Source organism: Reella acinonychis (assembly GCF_052384575.1).
In the GTDB taxonomy this organism is placed as follows: Bacteria; Pseudomonadota; Gammaproteobacteria; order Enterobacterales; family Pasteurellaceae; genus JBQSUQ01.
Genome location: NZ_JBQSUQ010000004.1, coordinates 78,504 through 95,847, shown reverse-complemented (window position 1 = coordinate 95,847; position 17,344 = coordinate 78,504). Strand labels below are relative to the sequence as shown.

The window sequence follows — 17,344 nt, the reverse complement described above, 5'->3', positions numbered from 1 at the left end:
CACAACATAATGAAAAAATTATTATTAACCGCACTTATCGCTGCTACTAGCGTCGCAGCACAGGCTAAAGATATTACCTTTGCAATGGAGCCAAGCTATCCGCCATTTGAATTAACAAATGAAAAAGGCGAAATCATCGGTTTTGATGTGGATATTGCAAACGCAATTTGTAAAGAAATTCAAGCTAACTGTTCTTTCAAAAACCAAGCCTTTGATGCATTAATTCCTGGTTTAAAACAAAAACGTTTTGATGCTTCCATTTCTGCGATTGATATTACTGAATCTCGCGCGAAACAAGTCGCTTTTAGCGCGCCTTACTACGATAGTTCTGCAAGTTTTATCACAATCAAAGATAAATTTGATTTAAATAGTGCGAAAAATGTCGGTGTACAAAACGGTACCACATTCCAACAATATGTTGTTGCTGAAACCAAACAATATGCACCAAAATCTTATGCTTCATTACAAGACGCGATTTTAGACTTAAAAAATGGACGCATTGATTTAATTTTTGGTGACACAGCGGTATTAGCTGATATGTTAAGCAAAGAGCCTAACTTAGCTTTCGTTGGCGATAAAGTCACTAACCAAAAATATTTTGGTAATGGTTTAGGCATTGCAACACACTTAAAAAATAAAGAACTTATTGAAGATCTCAACAAAGGTTTAGAAGCCATTAAAGCCAATGGCGAATATCAAAAAATCTATGACAAATGGATGACTGTAAAATAATCTATGTTTTCTGATTATCTCCCCTTAATGTATTCCGCTACCCTAATGACCTTAGGGTTAGCGGTTTGTTCATTACTTGTTGGCTTGTTCTTTTCGTTAATTTTTACTTCACTCGAAATGAACAAGCTCATTTGTGTGCGCAAACCCACTTCCATTTTTGTTAGCCTGCTCAGAGGATTACCAGAAATTATCGTTGTATTACTGATTTATTTCGGATCAACGGAATTAGTGGAAAAACTCACTGGTGAATATATTGAATTTAGTGCTTTCAGTTGTGGTGTACTCGCGCTCTCACTTATTTTCGCAGCTTATGCCTCTCAATCATTGCGCGGAGCCATTCAAGCAATCCCTCTTGGCCAATGGGAAAGTGCAGCCGCTTTAGGATTAAGCCGCCCCTATACTTTTTTGCGTATTATCATGCCACAGGTTTGGCGCCACGCATTGCCAGGATTAACAAACCAATGGCTAGTACTACTCAAAGATACTGCCCTTGTTTCCTTAATTGGTGTCAGTGATTTAATGCGTCAAGCCGAGTTAATCAATACAAATACGCACCAACCTTTCACTTGGTATGGTTTTGCGGCAATGATTTATTTAGCTATTACATTAATCAGCCAAGTATTTATTCGTAAATTAGAGCACCGTTTTACTCGCTTTGAACGAGGAGTTAAATAATGTTTCAAGACTATTTTTCTATCATCGCTCAAGGTATTCCAACTAGCTTAGCACTCACTGCTGTTTCACTGGCTATCGCTTTTGTCTTAGCATTGGCTTTTACTTTTTTACTTTCGTTGGAAAATAAATGGGTAAAAAGTGCGGTGAATTTATACTTAGTTTTATTCACTGGCACGCCACTGTTAGTGCAATTTTTCTTGATTTATGCAGGGCCCGGACAATTCAGCTGGATCACAAATAGCCCACTTTGGTCATTATTATCAAACGCTTGGTTCTGTGCTATGTTAGCCCTTGCGTTAAATAGTGCCGCTTACTCAACACAATTATTCCATGGCGCAGTGAAAGCCATTCCCAAAGGACAATGGGAAAGTTGCGCAGCATTAGGTTTAAATCGCATGCAAACCTTAAAACTGCTCATTCCTTATGCACTAAAACGGGCACTACCTTCCTATACCAATGAAATCATTTTGGTGTTTAAAGGGACATCCCTCGCTTCCACCATTACAATTATGGATATCATGGGATATGCAAGACAACTTTATGGCACCGAATATGACGCTATTACCATCTATGGTATTGCCGGTCTTATTTATTTAGTTATCACTGGCATTGCAACCATTCTTTTACGCCGATTAGAACGCTATGTTTTACGTTTCGAGCGATTAGAAGTCAGCAAATCTAACTAAGCGAGAGTAAAATCTCGCTTTTTTTACACCGCACTTTTAGCCAAAGCAGCGTGCAGATCAATCGCAAGTGGCAACCATTCGGATTTTAAGCTATAATCTGCCGACTTTATTGAAGGAAACAATATGTCTGAAATTAAATTAATTGTCGGTTTAGGTAACCCCGGCGAGAAATATGCAGATACGCGTCACAATGCGGGCGAATGGTTGATTGAACGCCTAGCGCGTCGCTTGAACTTAACGCTCACCCCTGAAGCGAAATTTTCTGGAAAAACCGCAAGAGCAATGCTTAATGGACAAGAAATGCGCTTTCTAATTCCAACCACCTTTATGAATTTGAGTGGTAAAGCGATTTCTGCATTAGCGAATTTTTATCGTATTAAACCTGAAGAAATTTTAGTCATTCATGATGAATTAGATCTGCCACCCGGTGTTGCTAAAATTAAGCAAGGCGGTGGACATGGTGGGCACAATGGATTGCGTGATACCATTGCGCAACTGGGCAATAATAAAAATTTCTACCGTTTACGCGTTGGCATTGGTCACCCTGGTGATAAGAATCTTGTTTCCGCTTATGTACTTGGCAAACCTTCGCCAACTGATTGGCAATTAATTGACCGCGCGTTAGATGAAGCCACTGATTGTGTCGAAATATTAATCAAAGAAGGCATTACCAAAGCAACAAACCGTTTAAATGCGTTTAAAGCATAAAGAATAAATTAATAAGGAAAAATTATGGGATTTAAATGTGGTATCGTGGGTTTACCCAATGTAGGAAAATCAACCCTTTTCAATGCACTAACTAAAGCAGGAATCGAGGCAGCTAACTACCCGTTCTGTACAATTGAACCTAATACAGGCGTAGTGCCAATGCCAGATCCTCGCCTTGATGCATTAGCAGCAATTGTTAATCCAGAACGCGTGTTACCAACTACCATGGAATTTGTGGATATTGCTGGTTTAGTAGCTGGAGCAAGCAAAGGCGAAGGTTTAGGCAATAAATTCTTAGCCAATATTCGTGAAACGGATGCGATTGGTCATGTGGTTCGTTGTTTTGAGAATGATGATATTGTACATGTGGCGGGTAAAATTGATCCTGCTGATGACATTGACACCATCAATACTGAGTTAGCCCTTGCAGACTTAGAAAGTTGTGAACGTGCGATTCAGCGTTTACAAAAACGTGCAAAAGGTGGCGATAAAGAAGCAAAATTTGAACTCTCTATTATGGAAAAAATCTTACCTGTACTAGAAAATGCAGGCATGATTCGCTCAGTTGATTTAGATAAAGAAGAATTACACGCAATCAAAGGCTATAACTTCTTAACCTTAAAACCAACCATGTATATTGCAAACGTCAACGAAGATGGTTTTGAAAATAATCCATACTTAGATCGTGTACGTGAAATTGCAGAAAAAGAAGGCGCAGTTGTTGTGCCAGTTTGTGCAGCGATTGAATCTGAGATTGCAGAGTTAGATGATGAAGAAAAAGTGGAATTCTTACAAGATCTTGGCATTGAAGAACCCGGTTTAAACCGCGTTATTCGTGCAGGCTACAAATTGCTCAACTTACAAACCTATTTCACCGCTGGCGTAAAAGAAGTGCGTGCGTGGACCGTATCTATCGGAGCAACCGCCCCTAAAGCCGCTTCCGTTATTCATACTGACTTTGAAAAAGGCTTTATTCGTGCAGAAGTGATCGCTTACGATGATTTCATTCAATTCAAAGGTGAAGCTGGCGCGAAAGAAGCAGGCAAATGGCGTTTAGAAGGGAAGGAATATGTCGTACAAGATGGCGATGTGATGCACTTCCGCTTCAATGTATAAAACGTCTAAAATTTTAACCGCACTTTAAAAGTGCGGTTATTTTTACGCGAATTTATGGCTCTAAAAATTCCTCCCCCGTTATTATTTCTTATCGCGCTTGGTATGATTGTTTGCTTACCTCAGCATGCAATTATTCCTTTGTGGTGTAGTGTTATTTTCTTCATCATTGGACTTATCATCGCTTTCCTCAGCCTTTACGCCTTTTATCGAGCAAAAACAACCATTCATCCCAAACAGTTAGAGCAAACAAGCGTATTAGTCACACAAGGCATTTATCGTTTTAGTCGCAATCCGATGTACTTAAGTCTCGTTTGTTGGCTTATGGCTTGGAGCATTATGTCGCAGCGCTCTTTAGGTATCCTTGTTATTTGGCTCTTTATGCTGTATTTAACCCATTTTCAAATTCAACCCGAAGAAAAAATCCTAACAGAAAAATTTGGGCAACAATTCTTAGCATATAAAAAATCCGTAAGACGCTGGATTTAGAACAAAAGCGCGGTGGAAATTAGTAACATTATGTAGTAACAGAACAAAGATTTAAGCGCTTGAAAATATTAAAGTACGAGTTGATAAAAGATGGCTTCTTTTAAAAGAGGAAATAATCTATTTTAGACATCATTTAACCTCGCTAGTTATTTAAATAATTATCCATTAAATCAGAACCTTCCGACATATCATTTTCATTGCATTTAAAACTTTCCGCTAATCCAGAAAGAGGGTTTCGGAAATACCCTGCAATTAAATGATACTGCACTATAACCTTTTTAAGGTTCTGATCGTATAATACAAAGGTATTATGACCAAAAATTGTCCTTGGATATATATATTTATATATATTTAAGTAAGGATATTTACTATTAACTGTTCTTAAATCATGTTTATTTCCATTAAAAGACATTGTTGGTTGATATAATCCTTGATTTTTTATAAAAAAAGGATCCGTTTCTGGTTCTCCTTCAAGGGTAGGATAGTATATCCATTCAGTATCTTTTAAAGATTCACTAACACCCGATAACTTTCGCCATTCTTCAGGCGTTAAAAAAACTTCTACTTCTTTCCCTTTCCACATATCACAACGGAAAGGTGTAATAATTCGAGCGAAAAACAGATCATAAAAGCAAAGAAATAGTAATAGGAATGGAGACATAAGAAAAATATAGCAATAGGGATGTTTTGAAACATGCTGTTTCAACTTATCCCAAATATTATGACTCATCACAACACCTCACGTTTTCTAAATATAGGGCATGTAGAAAAGATTAATATCGACTTTATAACATAACTAATAAGCACTAAAAACGACCAAATGTTAAATTTGCGACCTTATTCGCATTTTATATACATAGATATCAAAATGGGAAAATTCACATTATTTTCACCGCACTTTTTTATGACAATACGCAAACGTTTGCGGTATAATTCGTCCCTATTTTTCATTAAGGAACCATTATGCAAAAATTACTTTATTCGGTGGAAGATAAACCACCTTTTATGCTCAGTTTATTACTTGCTGCACAACATTTGCTTGCTGCTCTTGGTGGAATTATCGCTGTTCCGCTGGTGATTGGTAATGTTTTAAAATTACCCACAGAAGACACTATAACCCTTGTTAATGCCGCGTTGCTCATTTCGGGGATTGTAACCATTATTCAATGCCGAGGCATTGGCCCTATTGGTATTCGCTTACCTAGCGTGATGGGAACCAGTTTTACTTTTGTTGCAGCAGCACTTGCTATTGGCTTTAGTGATGCAGGCGTGGCGGGTATTCTTGGTGCCTCATTAGTCGGTTCATTGGTCATGATCATCGGTAGCTTCTTTATGCCTTATATCCGCAAACTATTTCCACCTGTTGTCACAGGTACTGTGGTAATGATGATCGGTTTAAGCCTCATTCCTGTTGCGGTTGACTGGTTTGCTGGTGGTCAACGTGGTGATGCACACTATGCTACGCCTGAGAATTTAATGATGGCAACCTTCGTGTTAGTGATTGTAGTTGCCTTAGTACAATGGGGCAAAGGAATTTTCTCAGCTGCAGCCATTGTTATCGGTATGATGACGGGCTATATTGTCGCACTTGCTTTAGGCTGGGTCAGCTTTGATGGCGTAAAAGAGGCGCAAGTTTTCGCTGTTCCACAACCACTTCATTTTGGTTTGGCTTTCCCGATTTCTGGCATTATTGGAATGTCTATTGCTTACTTAGTGACCATTGTTGAATCAAGTGGTAACTTCCTCGCTTTAGGCAATGCAACACAAACGGAAATTACAGGTAAACATTTGCGCGGTGGTGTACTTTGTGACGGGCTTGGTTCTGCGCTTGCGGCTATCATGTCAACCACCCCATTCTCTTCTTTCTCACAAAATATCGGCGTAATTTCACTCACAGGCGTAGCAAGTCGATATGTTGTCGCGCTGACTGGCGCATTATTAGTATTGGCTGGACTATTCCCTGTATTTGGTGCATTGATCGTGTCCATTCCATTGCCTGTATTAGGTGGTGCAGGTTTAATGATGTTCGCAATGATTATCGCTGCGGGTATTCAAATGCTTGATAATATTCAACGTAGTCGTCGTAACGGTTTGATTATTGCCATTTCTATTGGCTGTGGCTTAGCTGTAACAACCCGCCCTGAATTATTAGACAAACTACCAGGCTTCTTCAAAGAGGTGCTGGGTTCAGGCATTACAGTAGGCTCATTACTTGCATTAATCTTAAACTTGGTATTACCTGAAGATAAAGTAGAAGAACAATAATAATCACAAGAAAAGGCACAATTATTGTGCCTTTCTTTTCTTTCCAATTTATAATGCGAAATTAGTTATCCCCTTGTTACAAGGAATATTGCCATGTCTTTGTCAGATCTACTCCAATATCGTCGTGCGGTACGTCATTTTGATGCAGAGCAACCCATTGATGCAGAAAAAGTGAAACATTGTTTACAACTCGCCACCCTCGCACCGACCAGCTCGAATATGCAACTGTATGAATTCTATCATATTTTAGACCGCACTTTGTTAGCCCAACTTGCTGAAGCCTGTTTAAATCAACGTGCGGCGACAACTGCACAACAAATGGTGGTATTTGTCACACGACAAGATTTACATAAACAACGCGCTGAACAAGTCTTACAATTTGAAATAGAAAACGTAAAACGCCATAGTTCAGCTGAGCGCCAAGCTAAACGTATCAAGGATAAAAAAGCCTATTATGGCAAATTAATGCCATTTGTTTATACTCGTTGCTTTGGTGTACTTGGTTTGTTCAGAAAATTATTAACCAAGATTATTAGTCTACGACGACCAATTTGTACAGAAGTTTCAGAATCGGATATCGTAGCTGTCACACATAAAAGTTGTGCATTGGTGGTGCAAACCTTTATGCTCGCCATGGCAGAACAAGGTTATGATACCTGTCCATTGGAGGGATTCGACAGTAAAAGAGTGAAAAAACTATTAGATTTACCGCACGATTGTGAAATTAATATGATTTTACCCTGTGGTATTCGTAAAGCTAATCATGGCATTTGGGGAGATCGCTATCGAGTTCCTTTTGAGCAAGTTTATCGTTCAAAATAAAATCTGACAAAAAAGGCGTATTTCAAAAATACGCCTTTTATTTATGCTTATTTCGCGCTTATTGAGCAATCAATTTATTGGTTAACTCAATCACTTCTTTGATCATATCATTCGACAATTTACCTTCAGAGACAAACTGCACCTTGCCTGATTTATCCAACACAATCACTGCACTGTCTTTTTCTCTTAATTTCCATGCATTTTTCACCGCACTTTTTTGATCTAAAATCACTTGGCTATGCGGATTTGATTTTTTTCCATCTTCTGCACTGCTTTTCACAAACATACCAGTGGCAATAACAGCATCATCTGCATTTATAATACTAGTGGTTTGGTATTTATTACGATCAAATTTCGCTTGTTTGATCGCAGAAATTAAGGCTTCATTTTTCTCTTTTGCTGCAGTTCTTCCGGCAAAATGATGAACAATGCGTACTTTGCCGACTAATTGAGATGAGTTCCATTGTTGGTATTGAACTTCTTTCCCATTCACTTTAATTTCGCCATCTTGAGCCACTTTTACTGCAGGTAACGAAGCATTCACCTGAATATTGTGAGCAAAGGTAAAAGTAGAAAATAAACTAGCCGACAGGGCTAAGATAAGTTGTGTTTTTTTCATAATCTTCTCATTAAATAAATAAAATCTCTTTATTTTACGTAAATAATGCTTTCACACAAATCAGATCTGTTGCAATTACTTTAGCAAAACGCCTTTTCTTGCTATAATTCCGCTGTTTTCAATTAGTTAAAGGAAGGAAAAATGGAACAAATGCCAAATTGCCCTCAATGTAAAGGCGAATTTGTCTATCATGATAGCATTAATTTTGTTTGCCCAGATTGCGGACATGAATGGTCAGGCGAAGAAATGGCAGAAGAAAATGCAGAAAAAGTCTGGAAAGACAGTAATGGCAATATTCTACAAGATGGCGATGATGTTATTTTAATTAAAGATTTGAAAGTGAAAGGCTCATCAATTGTGTTGAAAAAAGGCACCAAAGCGAAAAATATTCGCTTAGTTGATAGTGATCATGATGTAGATTGTAAAATTGATGGTCAACCTTTTTCTTTGAAATCAGAATTTTTGAAGAAGGCTTAACAAAAAAACTGCGGTTAATTTCACCGCAGTTTTTGTTTTAACTTAGTCGCCTAATAAAACACTTTCTAAGGCAATTTCGATCATATCATTGAAAGTTAATTGACGTTCTTCTGCAGAAGTTTGTTCTCCTGTACGAATATGATCTGATACAGTACAAATGGTTAAGGCTTGCGCACCATATTCTGCCGCGACACCATAAATCCCCGCGGCTTCCATTTCCACACCAAGAATGCCGTATTTTTCCATGACATCAAACATTTCCATATCTGGTGTATAAAATAAATCAGCAGAAAAGAGATTACCGACTTTAACTGCAACACCTTTATTTTTCGCTGCTTGAACTGCGTTCTGTGTTAATTTAAAATCCGCAATAGCAGCAAAATCATTATCTTTAAAACGCGTACGATTGACTTTGCTATCAGTACAAGCACCTAAACCAATCACTACATCACGTACTTTCACATCATGGCGCACAGCACCGCAAGAACCTACGCGAATAATTTTCTTCACGCCATATTCGGTAATTAATTCTTTCGCATAAATGGAGCAAGATGGAATTCCCATGCCATGCCCCATAACAGAAATTTTACGCCCTTTATATGTGCCTGTGTAACCAAACATATTGCGAACATCAGTGACTAATTTGGCATCTTGTAAAAATGTTTCAGCAATGTATTTCGCACGAAGTGGATCGCCGGGCATTAAAACAACGTCGGCGAATGCTCCTGCAGGTGCGTTAATATGTGGTGTCATAAATGAAATCCTTATTGAATGTCGTTGCTATAAAATAGCAAACGTTTAACTTGGCCTAATACAACAACACCACGAACAAAGTCGTGGTGCTACTCCTAAAAATCGCCCAAATTATACCGCACTTTTTCCTTTTTGGCAGTAACTATTGATTTACATTAACATTTATCTATCCTACAATCCGCAATGTCCGTACCCATTCGGCGATGTCGAGTTAGCGTAATGGCTAACGTATTTTTTACTCTTAATTTGGGAGTGTTTTTTATGAAAAAAATGACTGGCGTATTAAGCGCTGGAATCCTGTTCCTTGGTGTCAACCAAGTTGCAAATGCCGATAGTAATGAAGTGTATCTTTATACTTGGACGGAATATGTGCCTGAAGGTTTATTGGAAAAATTTACCGAGCAAACAGGCATTAAGGTGTTTACCTCAAGTCTTGAATCCAACGAGACAATGGTCGCCAAAATAAAAACCCAAGGTAAAAATGTGGGTTATGATGTTGTGGCACCAACAAGCTATTTTGTGTCTAAAATGGTGAAAGAAGGCATGTTACAACCTCTAGATCACAGTAAATTGCCTGTGATTGCGGAGTTAGATCCGAATATGTTGAATCGTCCATACGATCCAAACAATAAATATTCCTTGCCTCAATTATTTGGTGCAACTGGTATTGCTTACAATACCGAAACACAAAATCCAGAGCATTTTCAATCTTGGGCTGATTTATGGAAACCTGAGTTTCAATCAAGCTTACAAATGCTAGATGATCCTCGCGAATTATTTAATATTGCTTTATTAAAAATCGGCAAAGATCCAAATACACAGGATCCTGAGGTCATCAAACAAGCCTATGATGAGCTATTAAAACTTAGCCCAAATATTCTTTCATTTAACTCAGACAACCCTGCAAGCACCTTTATTTCAGGTGAAACAAGTCTTGGGTTATTATGGAATGGCTCTGTGCGTATTGCGAAAAATGAAGGCGCAAAAATTGATATGGTTTATCCAAAAGAAGGCACTATGCTTTGGATTGATAACCTCGCTATTCCAGCCAATGCGAAGAATGTGGAAAATGCACATAAACTGATTAATTATTTACTCAGTGCAGAAGTGGCAGAAAAATTAACCTTAAATATTGGTTATCCAACCTCAAACAAGGTTGCAGCTGAACGCTTACCAAAAGAACTGACCGAAGATAAAGCCATTTTCTTACCACAAGATGTGCTTGATCGTAGCCAATGGCAGTTAGATGTGGGCGATGCCACTGAAATATATGAAAAATATTATCAGCAATTAAAAGTCAATAAATAATGGCTTAAGCGCATAAAACAAAAGGGAGGCAATACCTCCCTTTTTTACTGTCTTTATTTCACTTATTTATTATTTTACTTCACTCGGCTACCTGCTTTTGCACCATTATCCACATCAAGTAAGAATAAATCCGCACCACCTGTGCCTGCTGATAAAATCATACCTTCAGAAACCCCAAACTTCATTTTACGCGGAGCCAAATTTGCTACCATAATTACATGGCGACCAACAAGATCCTCTGGCTTATCATAAGCAGCTTTAATACCAGACAATACTTGACGAGTTTCAAAACCTAAATCCAATTGGAATTTCAGTAATTTATTACTCTCAGGTACTGCTTCACAGCTGATCACTTTTGCCACACGTAAATCAATTTTAGCAAAGTCATCAATGCTGATTTCCGCTTCAACAGGTTCAAAATCTGCTGAAAGTGCGGTGTCTTTTTTCACAGTTTTTGGTGCTTGTGTTGCCGCATTTTCCACCTTAGAGGCTTCTACCATTGCTTCAATTTGTTTTGGATCAATACGGTTAAATAAGGCTTTAAATGGCGCAATTTGATGACTTAATAACGGTTGAGATAAATTATCCCAAGTTAATTCCGTTTGTAAAAAGGCTTCAGCACGCGATGCTAATTGTGGCAACACTGGTTTCAAATAGCCCATTAATACGCGGAACATTTGGATACCTTGCGAACAAACGGCTTGTAATTCTGCGTCCATACCCTCTTGTTTTGCCATCACCCAAGGGGCTTTATCGTCCACATATTTATTGGCTTTATCAGTTAATGCCATAATTTCACGTACAGCTTTGCCAAATTCACGATTTTCATAATAAGTCGCGATTTGTGCCGATTGTGCAATAAATTCATCAAATAATGCTTGATCATCCAATTTATCTGCTAATTTACCTTCAAAACGTTTTTGAATAAAACCTGCGTTACGAGAAGCTAAATTCACCAATTTATTGACCAAATCCGTATTCACGCGTTGCACAAAATCTTCTAAATTTAAATCTAAATCATCAATACGATTACTTAATTTTGCCGCATAGTAATAGCGTAAATATTCCGGATCTAAATGTTTCAAATAGGTCGCAGCTTGAATAAAGGTACCACGCGATTTTGACATTTTTTCGCCATTAACCGTCACATAGCCATGAACAAAAATATTGGTTGGTTTACGTAAACCCACGCCATCTAGCATCGCTGGCCAGAATAAACTGTGGAAATACATAATATCTTTACCAATAAAATGATAAAGCTCTGTGCTGCTTTCTTTATGCCAGAAATGGTTAAAATCAATATTCTCACGCTGACATAAATTTTTGAAAGATGCCATATAGCCAATTGGCGCATCCAACCATACATAGAAATATTTATTTTCTGTATTTGGGATTTTAAAACCAAAATAAGGCGCATCACGTGAAATATCCCATTGCTGCAACCCAGAATCAAACCATTCTTGCATTTTATTTGCCACTTCTGCTTGTAATGCACCTGAACGATTCCATTCTTTTAACATTGCTTCAAAACTTGGTAAGTCGAAGAAGAAATGTTCACTTTCTTTTACAATCGGCGTCGCGCCAGATACAACGGAACGTGGATTAATGAGTTCAGTCGGGCTGTAAGTAGCAGAACAAACTTCACAGTTATCGCCATATTGATCTTCCGCTTTACATTTTGGACAGGTGCCTTTTACAAAGCGATCTGGCAAGAACATTTCTTTTTCGGGATCAAACAATTGTGAAATAGTACGGTTTTTAACAAAACCATTTTGTTTCAAATGGTTATATACCATTTCTGATAATTCGCGATTTTCTTCGCTATGAGTTGAATGGTAATTATCAAAACTAATATTAAAGCCACAAAAATCAGCATAATGACTTTTTTGCACATCCGCAATTAATTGCTCAGGCGTAATCCCCATTTGGTCTGCTTTTAACATAATCGGTGTACCATGGGCATCATCGGCACAAACAAAATAAATTTCGTTACCGCGCATACGTTGAAAACGCACCCAAATATCCGCTTGAATATGTTCAAGCATATGACCTAAATGAATAGGGCCATTAGCATAAGGTAAGGCACAGGTAACCAAAATTTGACGATTTTGCTTTGACATTCTATTTTCCTTGTAATTGCTTAATTTATCGAATGCCTAAAAAATAAAACTGGCGTATAATCAACAACATTCGGTAAATTCATCAGTAATTTTGAAGATGAGTTAATCAGTAAAATTGGCTTGATTTTACCTGAGTTGCGGTATTTTTTCCAGTTCAACCATATTTCGCTTAACAGAAAAATGGGATCGTGCTTTAATAAACGAAAATTTTAAATTACCATTTATTCACATAGGATGTACTATGGCTACTCAATTTTCTAACAATTTAACCAATGAGCAACAAGCTCAGCTTATTCAAATCTTCCAATCTTTCACCCACAGCAGCCTACAAAAAGATTTAATTGCCTTAAGTGCGGTGAAAAAAATTGAAAAAGGTGGCGATACTCTACGCATTGAAATGCAAATGCCATTTGCTTGGAATACAGCATTCATTGAATTACAACATGCAGTGACAGAGCAAATTCTCGCAGCAGCAGAAGTCAAACAGATTAAATGGATAATGAATTACCAAATTGCCACCTTAAAACGTGCTAATAATCACCCAGCTGTAAAAGGAGTGAAAAATATTATTGCCGTCACTTCAGGTAAAGGTGGTGTGGGTAAATCAACTACAACAGTTAATCTTGCATTAGCCTTACAAGCACAGGGTGCTAAAGTGGGTATTTTAGATGCTGATATTTATGGTCCATCTATTCCACATATGTTGGGCGCAGCAGATCAACGCCCAACATCACCAGATAACCAACATATTAATCCGATTATTGCTCATGGTTTATCAACAAATTCCATCGGTTACTTAATGGATGCAGATAACGCAACCATCTGGCGAGGACCAATGGCAAGCAGTGCTTTAAACCAATTACTGAACGAAACATTATGGAATGAACTAGATTATTTAGTGATTGATATGCCACCAGGTACAGGCGATATTCAACTTACACTTTCTCAACAGATTCCTGTAACAGGTGCTGTGGTTGTTACTACACCACAAGATATTGCCTTACTTGATGCGGTAAAAGGGATTTCGATGTTCAATAAGGTTTCAGTACCAGTGCTAGGTATTATTGAAAATATGTCTATGCACATTTGTGCAAACTGCGGTCATCATGAAGCGATTTTTGGTACAGGTGGCGCAAATAAAATTGCAGAAAAATATGGTGCTCAGGTTTTAGGTCAATTACCGTTGCATATTTGCCTACGCGAAGATTTAGACAAAGGCACACCAACCGTAATTTCAAATTCAAACTTAGAAATTAAACAAGCTTATCTGCAATTAGCAGAAAAAGTATCGAGCGAATTATATTGGCAAGGTTCCGTCATTCCAGGCGAAATCATGTTTAAAGAAGTGAATTAAAACATAGAAAAAATTCACCGCACTTTTATGCAAAGGGAGGAATAAAATCCTCCCTTTCTTATTCTGTTAATTTTTCTAATCCAAAGTGGCGATAGGTTCTTGAAGTAGCAATACGCCCTCTTGGTGTACGCTGTAAAAAGCCTTGTTGGATTAAATAAGGTTCTAACACATCCTCAATGGTATCTCGCTCTTCACCAATTGCGGCGGCAAGGTTATCTAATCCAACCGGTCCACCATCAAAACGTTCAATAACCGCGCTTAATAATTTACGATCTAAATAATCAAACCCTGCATCATCCACATCCAGCATTTGCAATGCTGCTTTGGCAATATCTTCGGAAATCAATCCGCCATTGCGCACATCCGCATAGTCACGAACTCGACGTAATAAACGATTAGCAATACGAGGTGTTCCACGTGAACGACGGGCAATTTCATAAGACGCTTCATCGGCAATATCAAGATTTAAACAAGCTGCACTACGGGAAACAATGGATGTTAAATCCTCCACAGAATAAAATTCAAGCCGTTGCACAATACCAAAACGATCACGCAAAGGTGAGGTCAAAGACCCTGCTCTTGTGGTTGCACCAATTAAGGTGAAAGGTGGTAAATCCAATTTAATCGAACGCGCAGCTGGACCTTCCCCAATCATAATATCTAGCTGGTAATCTTCCATTGCGGGATAAAGCACTTCTTCAATGGCCGGCGATAATCGATGAATTTCATCAATAAACAGTACATCATGTGGTTCAAGGTTAGTTAGCATTGCCGCTAAATCCCCTGCTTTTTCCAACACAGGCCCCGAAGTTGTCCGAATATTAACGCCCATTTCATTTGCTACGATATTCGCTAAAGTAGTTTTTCCTAAACCTGGGGGGCCAAAAATCAATAAATGATCCAAAGCATCTTGGCGCAATTTGGCTGCTTGAATAAAAATCTCCATTTGTGATCGCACTTGTGGTTGCCCCACATAATCCGCCAATAATTTCGGACGAATGGCGCGATCCACATATTCATCATCCAATTTCGCACTGGCACTAATAATTCTATCTGCTTCTATCATTGGTTTATTCCTTGCTGTTCATCTCTATGTGCCACAAAATGTGCGGTACCCCGGTTGCACGATAACTTTCTGATAATCAGTAACGGCCTGATGATAATAAAATGGCTGTTGTAATACATGTAAAAGTGCGGTGAATTTTTGCAAATTTTCTTGCTCTGCCTGTTGTAATGCCTCTTCAACCAAGGCATTACGAGGAATCGCAAATGGATTATTGGCTTGCATTACTCGTACAATTTTTTGCTTATCAATATGTTGTGAATTAATACGTTCCGACCAGCTTTGTTTCCATTGTTGGAATTCAGCAGCAGAAAATAATGTTTCTGTTGCCTCTAAATAATCGCCATTTTCTTCTCGCCTATCTAACGTTAAACGAACAAAAGTATTGCTATAATCCGCTTTATACTTTTGCATTAACTCAAGTAATTGTTCAAGCAGTGCTTTATCAGAAGATTGATATGTCATTATCCCTAATTTCTTCGCCATGCCCTCATTATAATAAGATTCAAAAAGTGGCATAAACTGTTGCAATTCTTGCTTTGCCACTTCATCGGCTAAAGAAATATCTGAATGTAATAGTGGCAACAATACTTCTGCCAAACGAGCCAACGCCCATTTTGCAATGAAAGGTTGATTTTCGTAACGATAAAGACCTTCATAATCAATGGAGCTGAATACCGTTTTAGGATGATAAATATCCATAAACGCACATGGACCATAATCAATGGTTTCACCAGCAATACTGATATTATCGGTATTCATGACACCATGCACAAAGCCTACTAACTGCCATTTAGCAATTAATTGTGCTTGCTTCTGTATCACTGCGCGTAAAAATAATTGATAAGGATTATCTTGCGATAAAAGCGCGGGGAAATGGCGTTGAATACTGTAATCAGCCAAGGCTTTTACATCGGATAGATCACCAAATTGTGCAGCAAACTGAAAAGTCGCTACACGAATATGACTCATTGCAGTACGAGTTAATACCGCTCCCTTAGGCATATTTTCGCGTTGAACATGTTCTCCCGTTGTAGTAACCGCTAAACTTCGGGTTGAGGGAATCCCCAAAGCATGCATGGCTTCGCTGATTAAATACTCTCTTAACATTGGTGCTAAAGCGGCTTTACCGTCGCCTCGACGTGAATAAGGCGTTTTGCCATTGCCTTTCAATTGAATATCAACAAGATCACCTTGCGGCGTACATTGTTCACCAATTAATGTAGCTCGCCCATCACCCAGCATATTAAAGTAACCAAACTGATGACCTGCGTAGGCTTGAGAAATTGGCAAGCTATTATCAGGAAATTGGTTGCCCACAAAAATATTTGCGTCAATATAGTTATGAAGCTCTGTTAATAAACCTAATTCTTGCGCAAGTGCGGTATTAAAAACCACAATTTCGGGCGCAGGAAAATCAGCGCTCTGCCCTTCCGAATAAAACTTTTGCGGTAAACTGCGATAAGTATGAGATAAATTCCAATTTAATGACGAACTCATGCACATTCCCTATAAAGCAGCTTTTAAGGCTTCACGAATAAGTTGTTCGCTGGAGAGCTCAGGTTTCGCGATTTTCTTCACCATTTTCTCTGCTTCTGTTGCTTTATAACCGAGCGCCATTAAAGCAGAAATTGCTTCTTGGCTAGGATCTTCCGAATTTTGCACCGCACTTTGTGTTGGAATATGCGGACTTTCAACAAAGAAATCCGTTTGTCCTGTGCCTTTAAATTTACCTTTAAGTTCCACCAGCAAACGTTCAGCTGTTTTTTTGCCCACGCCTGGAATTTTTACTAATTTTGATAATTCTTCTCGCTCAATAGCATAAGCAAATTCATTGACCGACATTGCGGACAAAATCGCTAGCGCCAGTTTCGGCCCTACGCCATTGGTTTTGATTAATTCACGAAATAAAGTGCGGTCTGTTTTTTGTGAGAATCCAAACAAAAGATGGGCATCTTCACGCACGACAAGATGAGTAAATAACGAAACGGGTTGACCCACTTCTGGTAAGTTATAAAAGCTGGTCATGGGTAGCAATAATTCATAGCCTACACCTTGTACGTCTAATAAAATTTCAGGTGGCTGCTTTTCCATTAATTGTCCGCTTAAATAACCGATCATTTGCTTTCCTTTTGCTCAAATAATTTGGCATAGCATAAA

18 protein-coding genes are annotated in these 17,344 nt (G+C 38.4%); 11 read left to right on the top strand and 7 right to left on the bottom strand.

The window, feature by feature from the left end; genetic code table 11:
• The first annotated feature begins 9 nt into the window (after window positions 1-9).
• From ACT2CV_RS01950 to ACT2CV_RS01925, 6 genes are all read left to right on the top strand, one after another.
• On the top strand, window positions 10-732 hold the full coding sequence (locus tag ACT2CV_RS01950) for an arginine ABC transporter substrate-binding protein (protein ID WP_464972696.1): 723 nt from the start codon (window positions 10-12) through the stop codon (window positions 730-732).
• A gap of 3 nt (window positions 733-735) precedes the next feature.
• The gene (gene artQ / locus ACT2CV_RS01945) at window positions 736-1,407 is read left to right on the top strand and encodes an arginine ABC transporter permease ArtQ (RefSeq protein ID WP_464972697.1); all 672 of its coding nucleotides are present in this window, start codon (window positions 736-738) and stop codon (window positions 1,405-1,407) included.
• Window positions 1,407-2,093, top strand: coding sequence for an arginine ABC transporter permease ArtM (gene artM, locus ACT2CV_RS01940; protein WP_464972698.1), 687 nt, complete (start codon window positions 1,407-1,409; stop codon window positions 2,091-2,093). The genes artQ and artM overlap by 1 nt, the downstream gene beginning before the upstream one ends.
• 123 nt (window positions 2,094-2,216) lie before the next feature.
• Window positions 2,217-2,801, top strand: coding sequence for an aminoacyl-tRNA hydrolase (gene pth / locus ACT2CV_RS01935; protein WP_464972699.1), 585 nt, complete (start codon window positions 2,217-2,219; stop codon window positions 2,799-2,801).
• A gap of 24 nt (window positions 2,802-2,825) precedes the next feature.
• The gene (ychF, locus tag ACT2CV_RS01930; RefSeq protein WP_464972700.1) at window positions 2,826-3,917 is read left to right on the top strand and encodes a redox-regulated ATPase YchF; all 1,092 of its coding nucleotides are present in this window, start codon (window positions 2,826-2,828) and stop codon (window positions 3,915-3,917) included.
• A gap of 54 nt (window positions 3,918-3,971) precedes the next feature.
• Window positions 3,972-4,403: a methyltransferase family protein gene (locus tag ACT2CV_RS01925; RefSeq protein WP_464972701.1), complete on the top strand. Its 432-nt coding sequence runs from the start codon at window positions 3,972-3,974 to the stop codon at window positions 4,401-4,403.
• Window positions 4,404-4,545: 142 nt separating this feature from the next.
• Here the strand turns inward: ACT2CV_RS01925 and ACT2CV_RS01920 are convergent, their stop codons facing one another.
• Window positions 4,546-5,133 (bottom strand): hypothetical protein, encoded by a 588-nt coding sequence (locus ACT2CV_RS01920; RefSeq protein ID WP_464972702.1) that lies wholly within the window; start codon window positions 5,131-5,133, stop codon window positions 4,546-4,548.
• A 233-nt stretch (window positions 5,134-5,366) separates the two neighbouring features.
• Here ACT2CV_RS01920 and ACT2CV_RS01915 point away from each other — a divergent pair, with 233 nt between their 5' ends.
• On the top strand, window positions 5,367-6,668 hold the full coding sequence (locus tag ACT2CV_RS01915) for a nucleobase:cation symporter-2 family protein (protein WP_464972703.1): 1,302 nt from the start codon (window positions 5,367-5,369) through the stop codon (window positions 6,666-6,668).
• 93 nt (window positions 6,669-6,761) lie between these two features.
• Window positions 6,762-7,490: a nitroreductase family protein gene (locus ACT2CV_RS01910; RefSeq protein WP_464972704.1), complete on the top strand. Its 729-nt coding sequence runs from the start codon at window positions 6,762-6,764 to the stop codon at window positions 7,488-7,490.
• Window positions 7,491-7,548: 58 nt separating this feature from the next.
• Here ACT2CV_RS01910 and ACT2CV_RS01905 read toward each other — a convergent pair whose 3' ends face one another.
• The gene (locus ACT2CV_RS01905) at window positions 7,549-8,109 is read right to left on the bottom strand and encodes a YtfJ family protein (protein ID WP_464972705.1); all 561 of its coding nucleotides are present in this window, start codon (window positions 8,107-8,109) and stop codon (window positions 7,549-7,551) included.
• Between the two features lie 141 nt (window positions 8,110-8,250).
• Between ACT2CV_RS01905 and ACT2CV_RS01900 the strand changes: the two genes are divergently transcribed.
• Window positions 8,251-8,586 (top strand): zinc ribbon domain-containing protein YjdM, encoded by a 336-nt coding sequence (locus ACT2CV_RS01900; protein WP_464972706.1) that lies wholly within the window; start codon window positions 8,251-8,253, stop codon window positions 8,584-8,586.
• A 42-nt stretch (window positions 8,587-8,628) separates the two neighbouring features.
• Here ACT2CV_RS01900 and deoD read toward each other — a convergent pair whose 3' ends face one another.
• Window positions 8,629-9,339, bottom strand: coding sequence for a purine-nucleoside phosphorylase (deoD, locus tag ACT2CV_RS01895; protein WP_464972707.1), 711 nt, complete (start codon window positions 9,337-9,339; stop codon window positions 8,629-8,631).
• Window positions 9,340-9,600: 261 nt separating this feature from the next.
• Between deoD and ACT2CV_RS01890 the strand changes: the two genes are divergently transcribed.
• Window positions 9,601-10,647, top strand: a complete 1,047-nt coding sequence (locus ACT2CV_RS01890; RefSeq protein ID WP_464972708.1) for an extracellular solute-binding protein — start codon at window positions 9,601-9,603, stop codon at window positions 10,645-10,647.
• Between the two features lie 74 nt (window positions 10,648-10,721).
• Here ACT2CV_RS01890 and metG read toward each other — a convergent pair whose 3' ends face one another.
• A complete protein-coding gene (gene metG / locus ACT2CV_RS01885; protein WP_464972709.1) occupies window positions 10,722-12,767 on the bottom strand; it encodes a methionine--tRNA ligase in 2,046 nt (681 codons plus the stop codon).
• Between the two features lie 241 nt (window positions 12,768-13,008).
• Between metG and apbC the strand changes: the two genes are divergently transcribed.
• Window positions 13,009-14,121 (top strand): iron-sulfur cluster carrier protein ApbC, encoded by a 1,113-nt coding sequence (gene apbC, locus ACT2CV_RS01880; protein ID WP_464972710.1) that lies wholly within the window; start codon window positions 13,009-13,011, stop codon window positions 14,119-14,121.
• A 58-nt stretch (window positions 14,122-14,179) separates the two neighbouring features.
• Here the strand turns inward: apbC and ruvB are convergent, their stop codons facing one another.
• The 3 genes from ruvB to ruvA are packed head-to-tail and all read right to left on the bottom strand — an operon-like array spanning window position 14,180 to window position 17,305.
• Window positions 14,180-15,187: a Holliday junction branch migration DNA helicase RuvB gene (ruvB, locus tag ACT2CV_RS01875; RefSeq protein ID WP_464972711.1), complete on the bottom strand. Its 1,008-nt coding sequence runs from the start codon at window positions 15,185-15,187 to the stop codon at window positions 14,180-14,182.
• 24 nt (window positions 15,188-15,211) lie between these two features.
• A complete protein-coding gene (locus ACT2CV_RS01870) occupies window positions 15,212-16,684 on the bottom strand; it encodes a protein adenylyltransferase SelO (protein ID WP_464972712.1) in 1,473 nt (490 codons plus the stop codon).
• 9 nt (window positions 16,685-16,693) lie between these two features.
• A complete protein-coding gene (gene ruvA, locus ACT2CV_RS01865) occupies window positions 16,694-17,305 on the bottom strand; it encodes a Holliday junction branch migration protein RuvA (protein WP_464972713.1) in 612 nt (203 codons plus the stop codon).
• Window positions 17,306-17,344 lie beyond the last annotated feature (39 nt).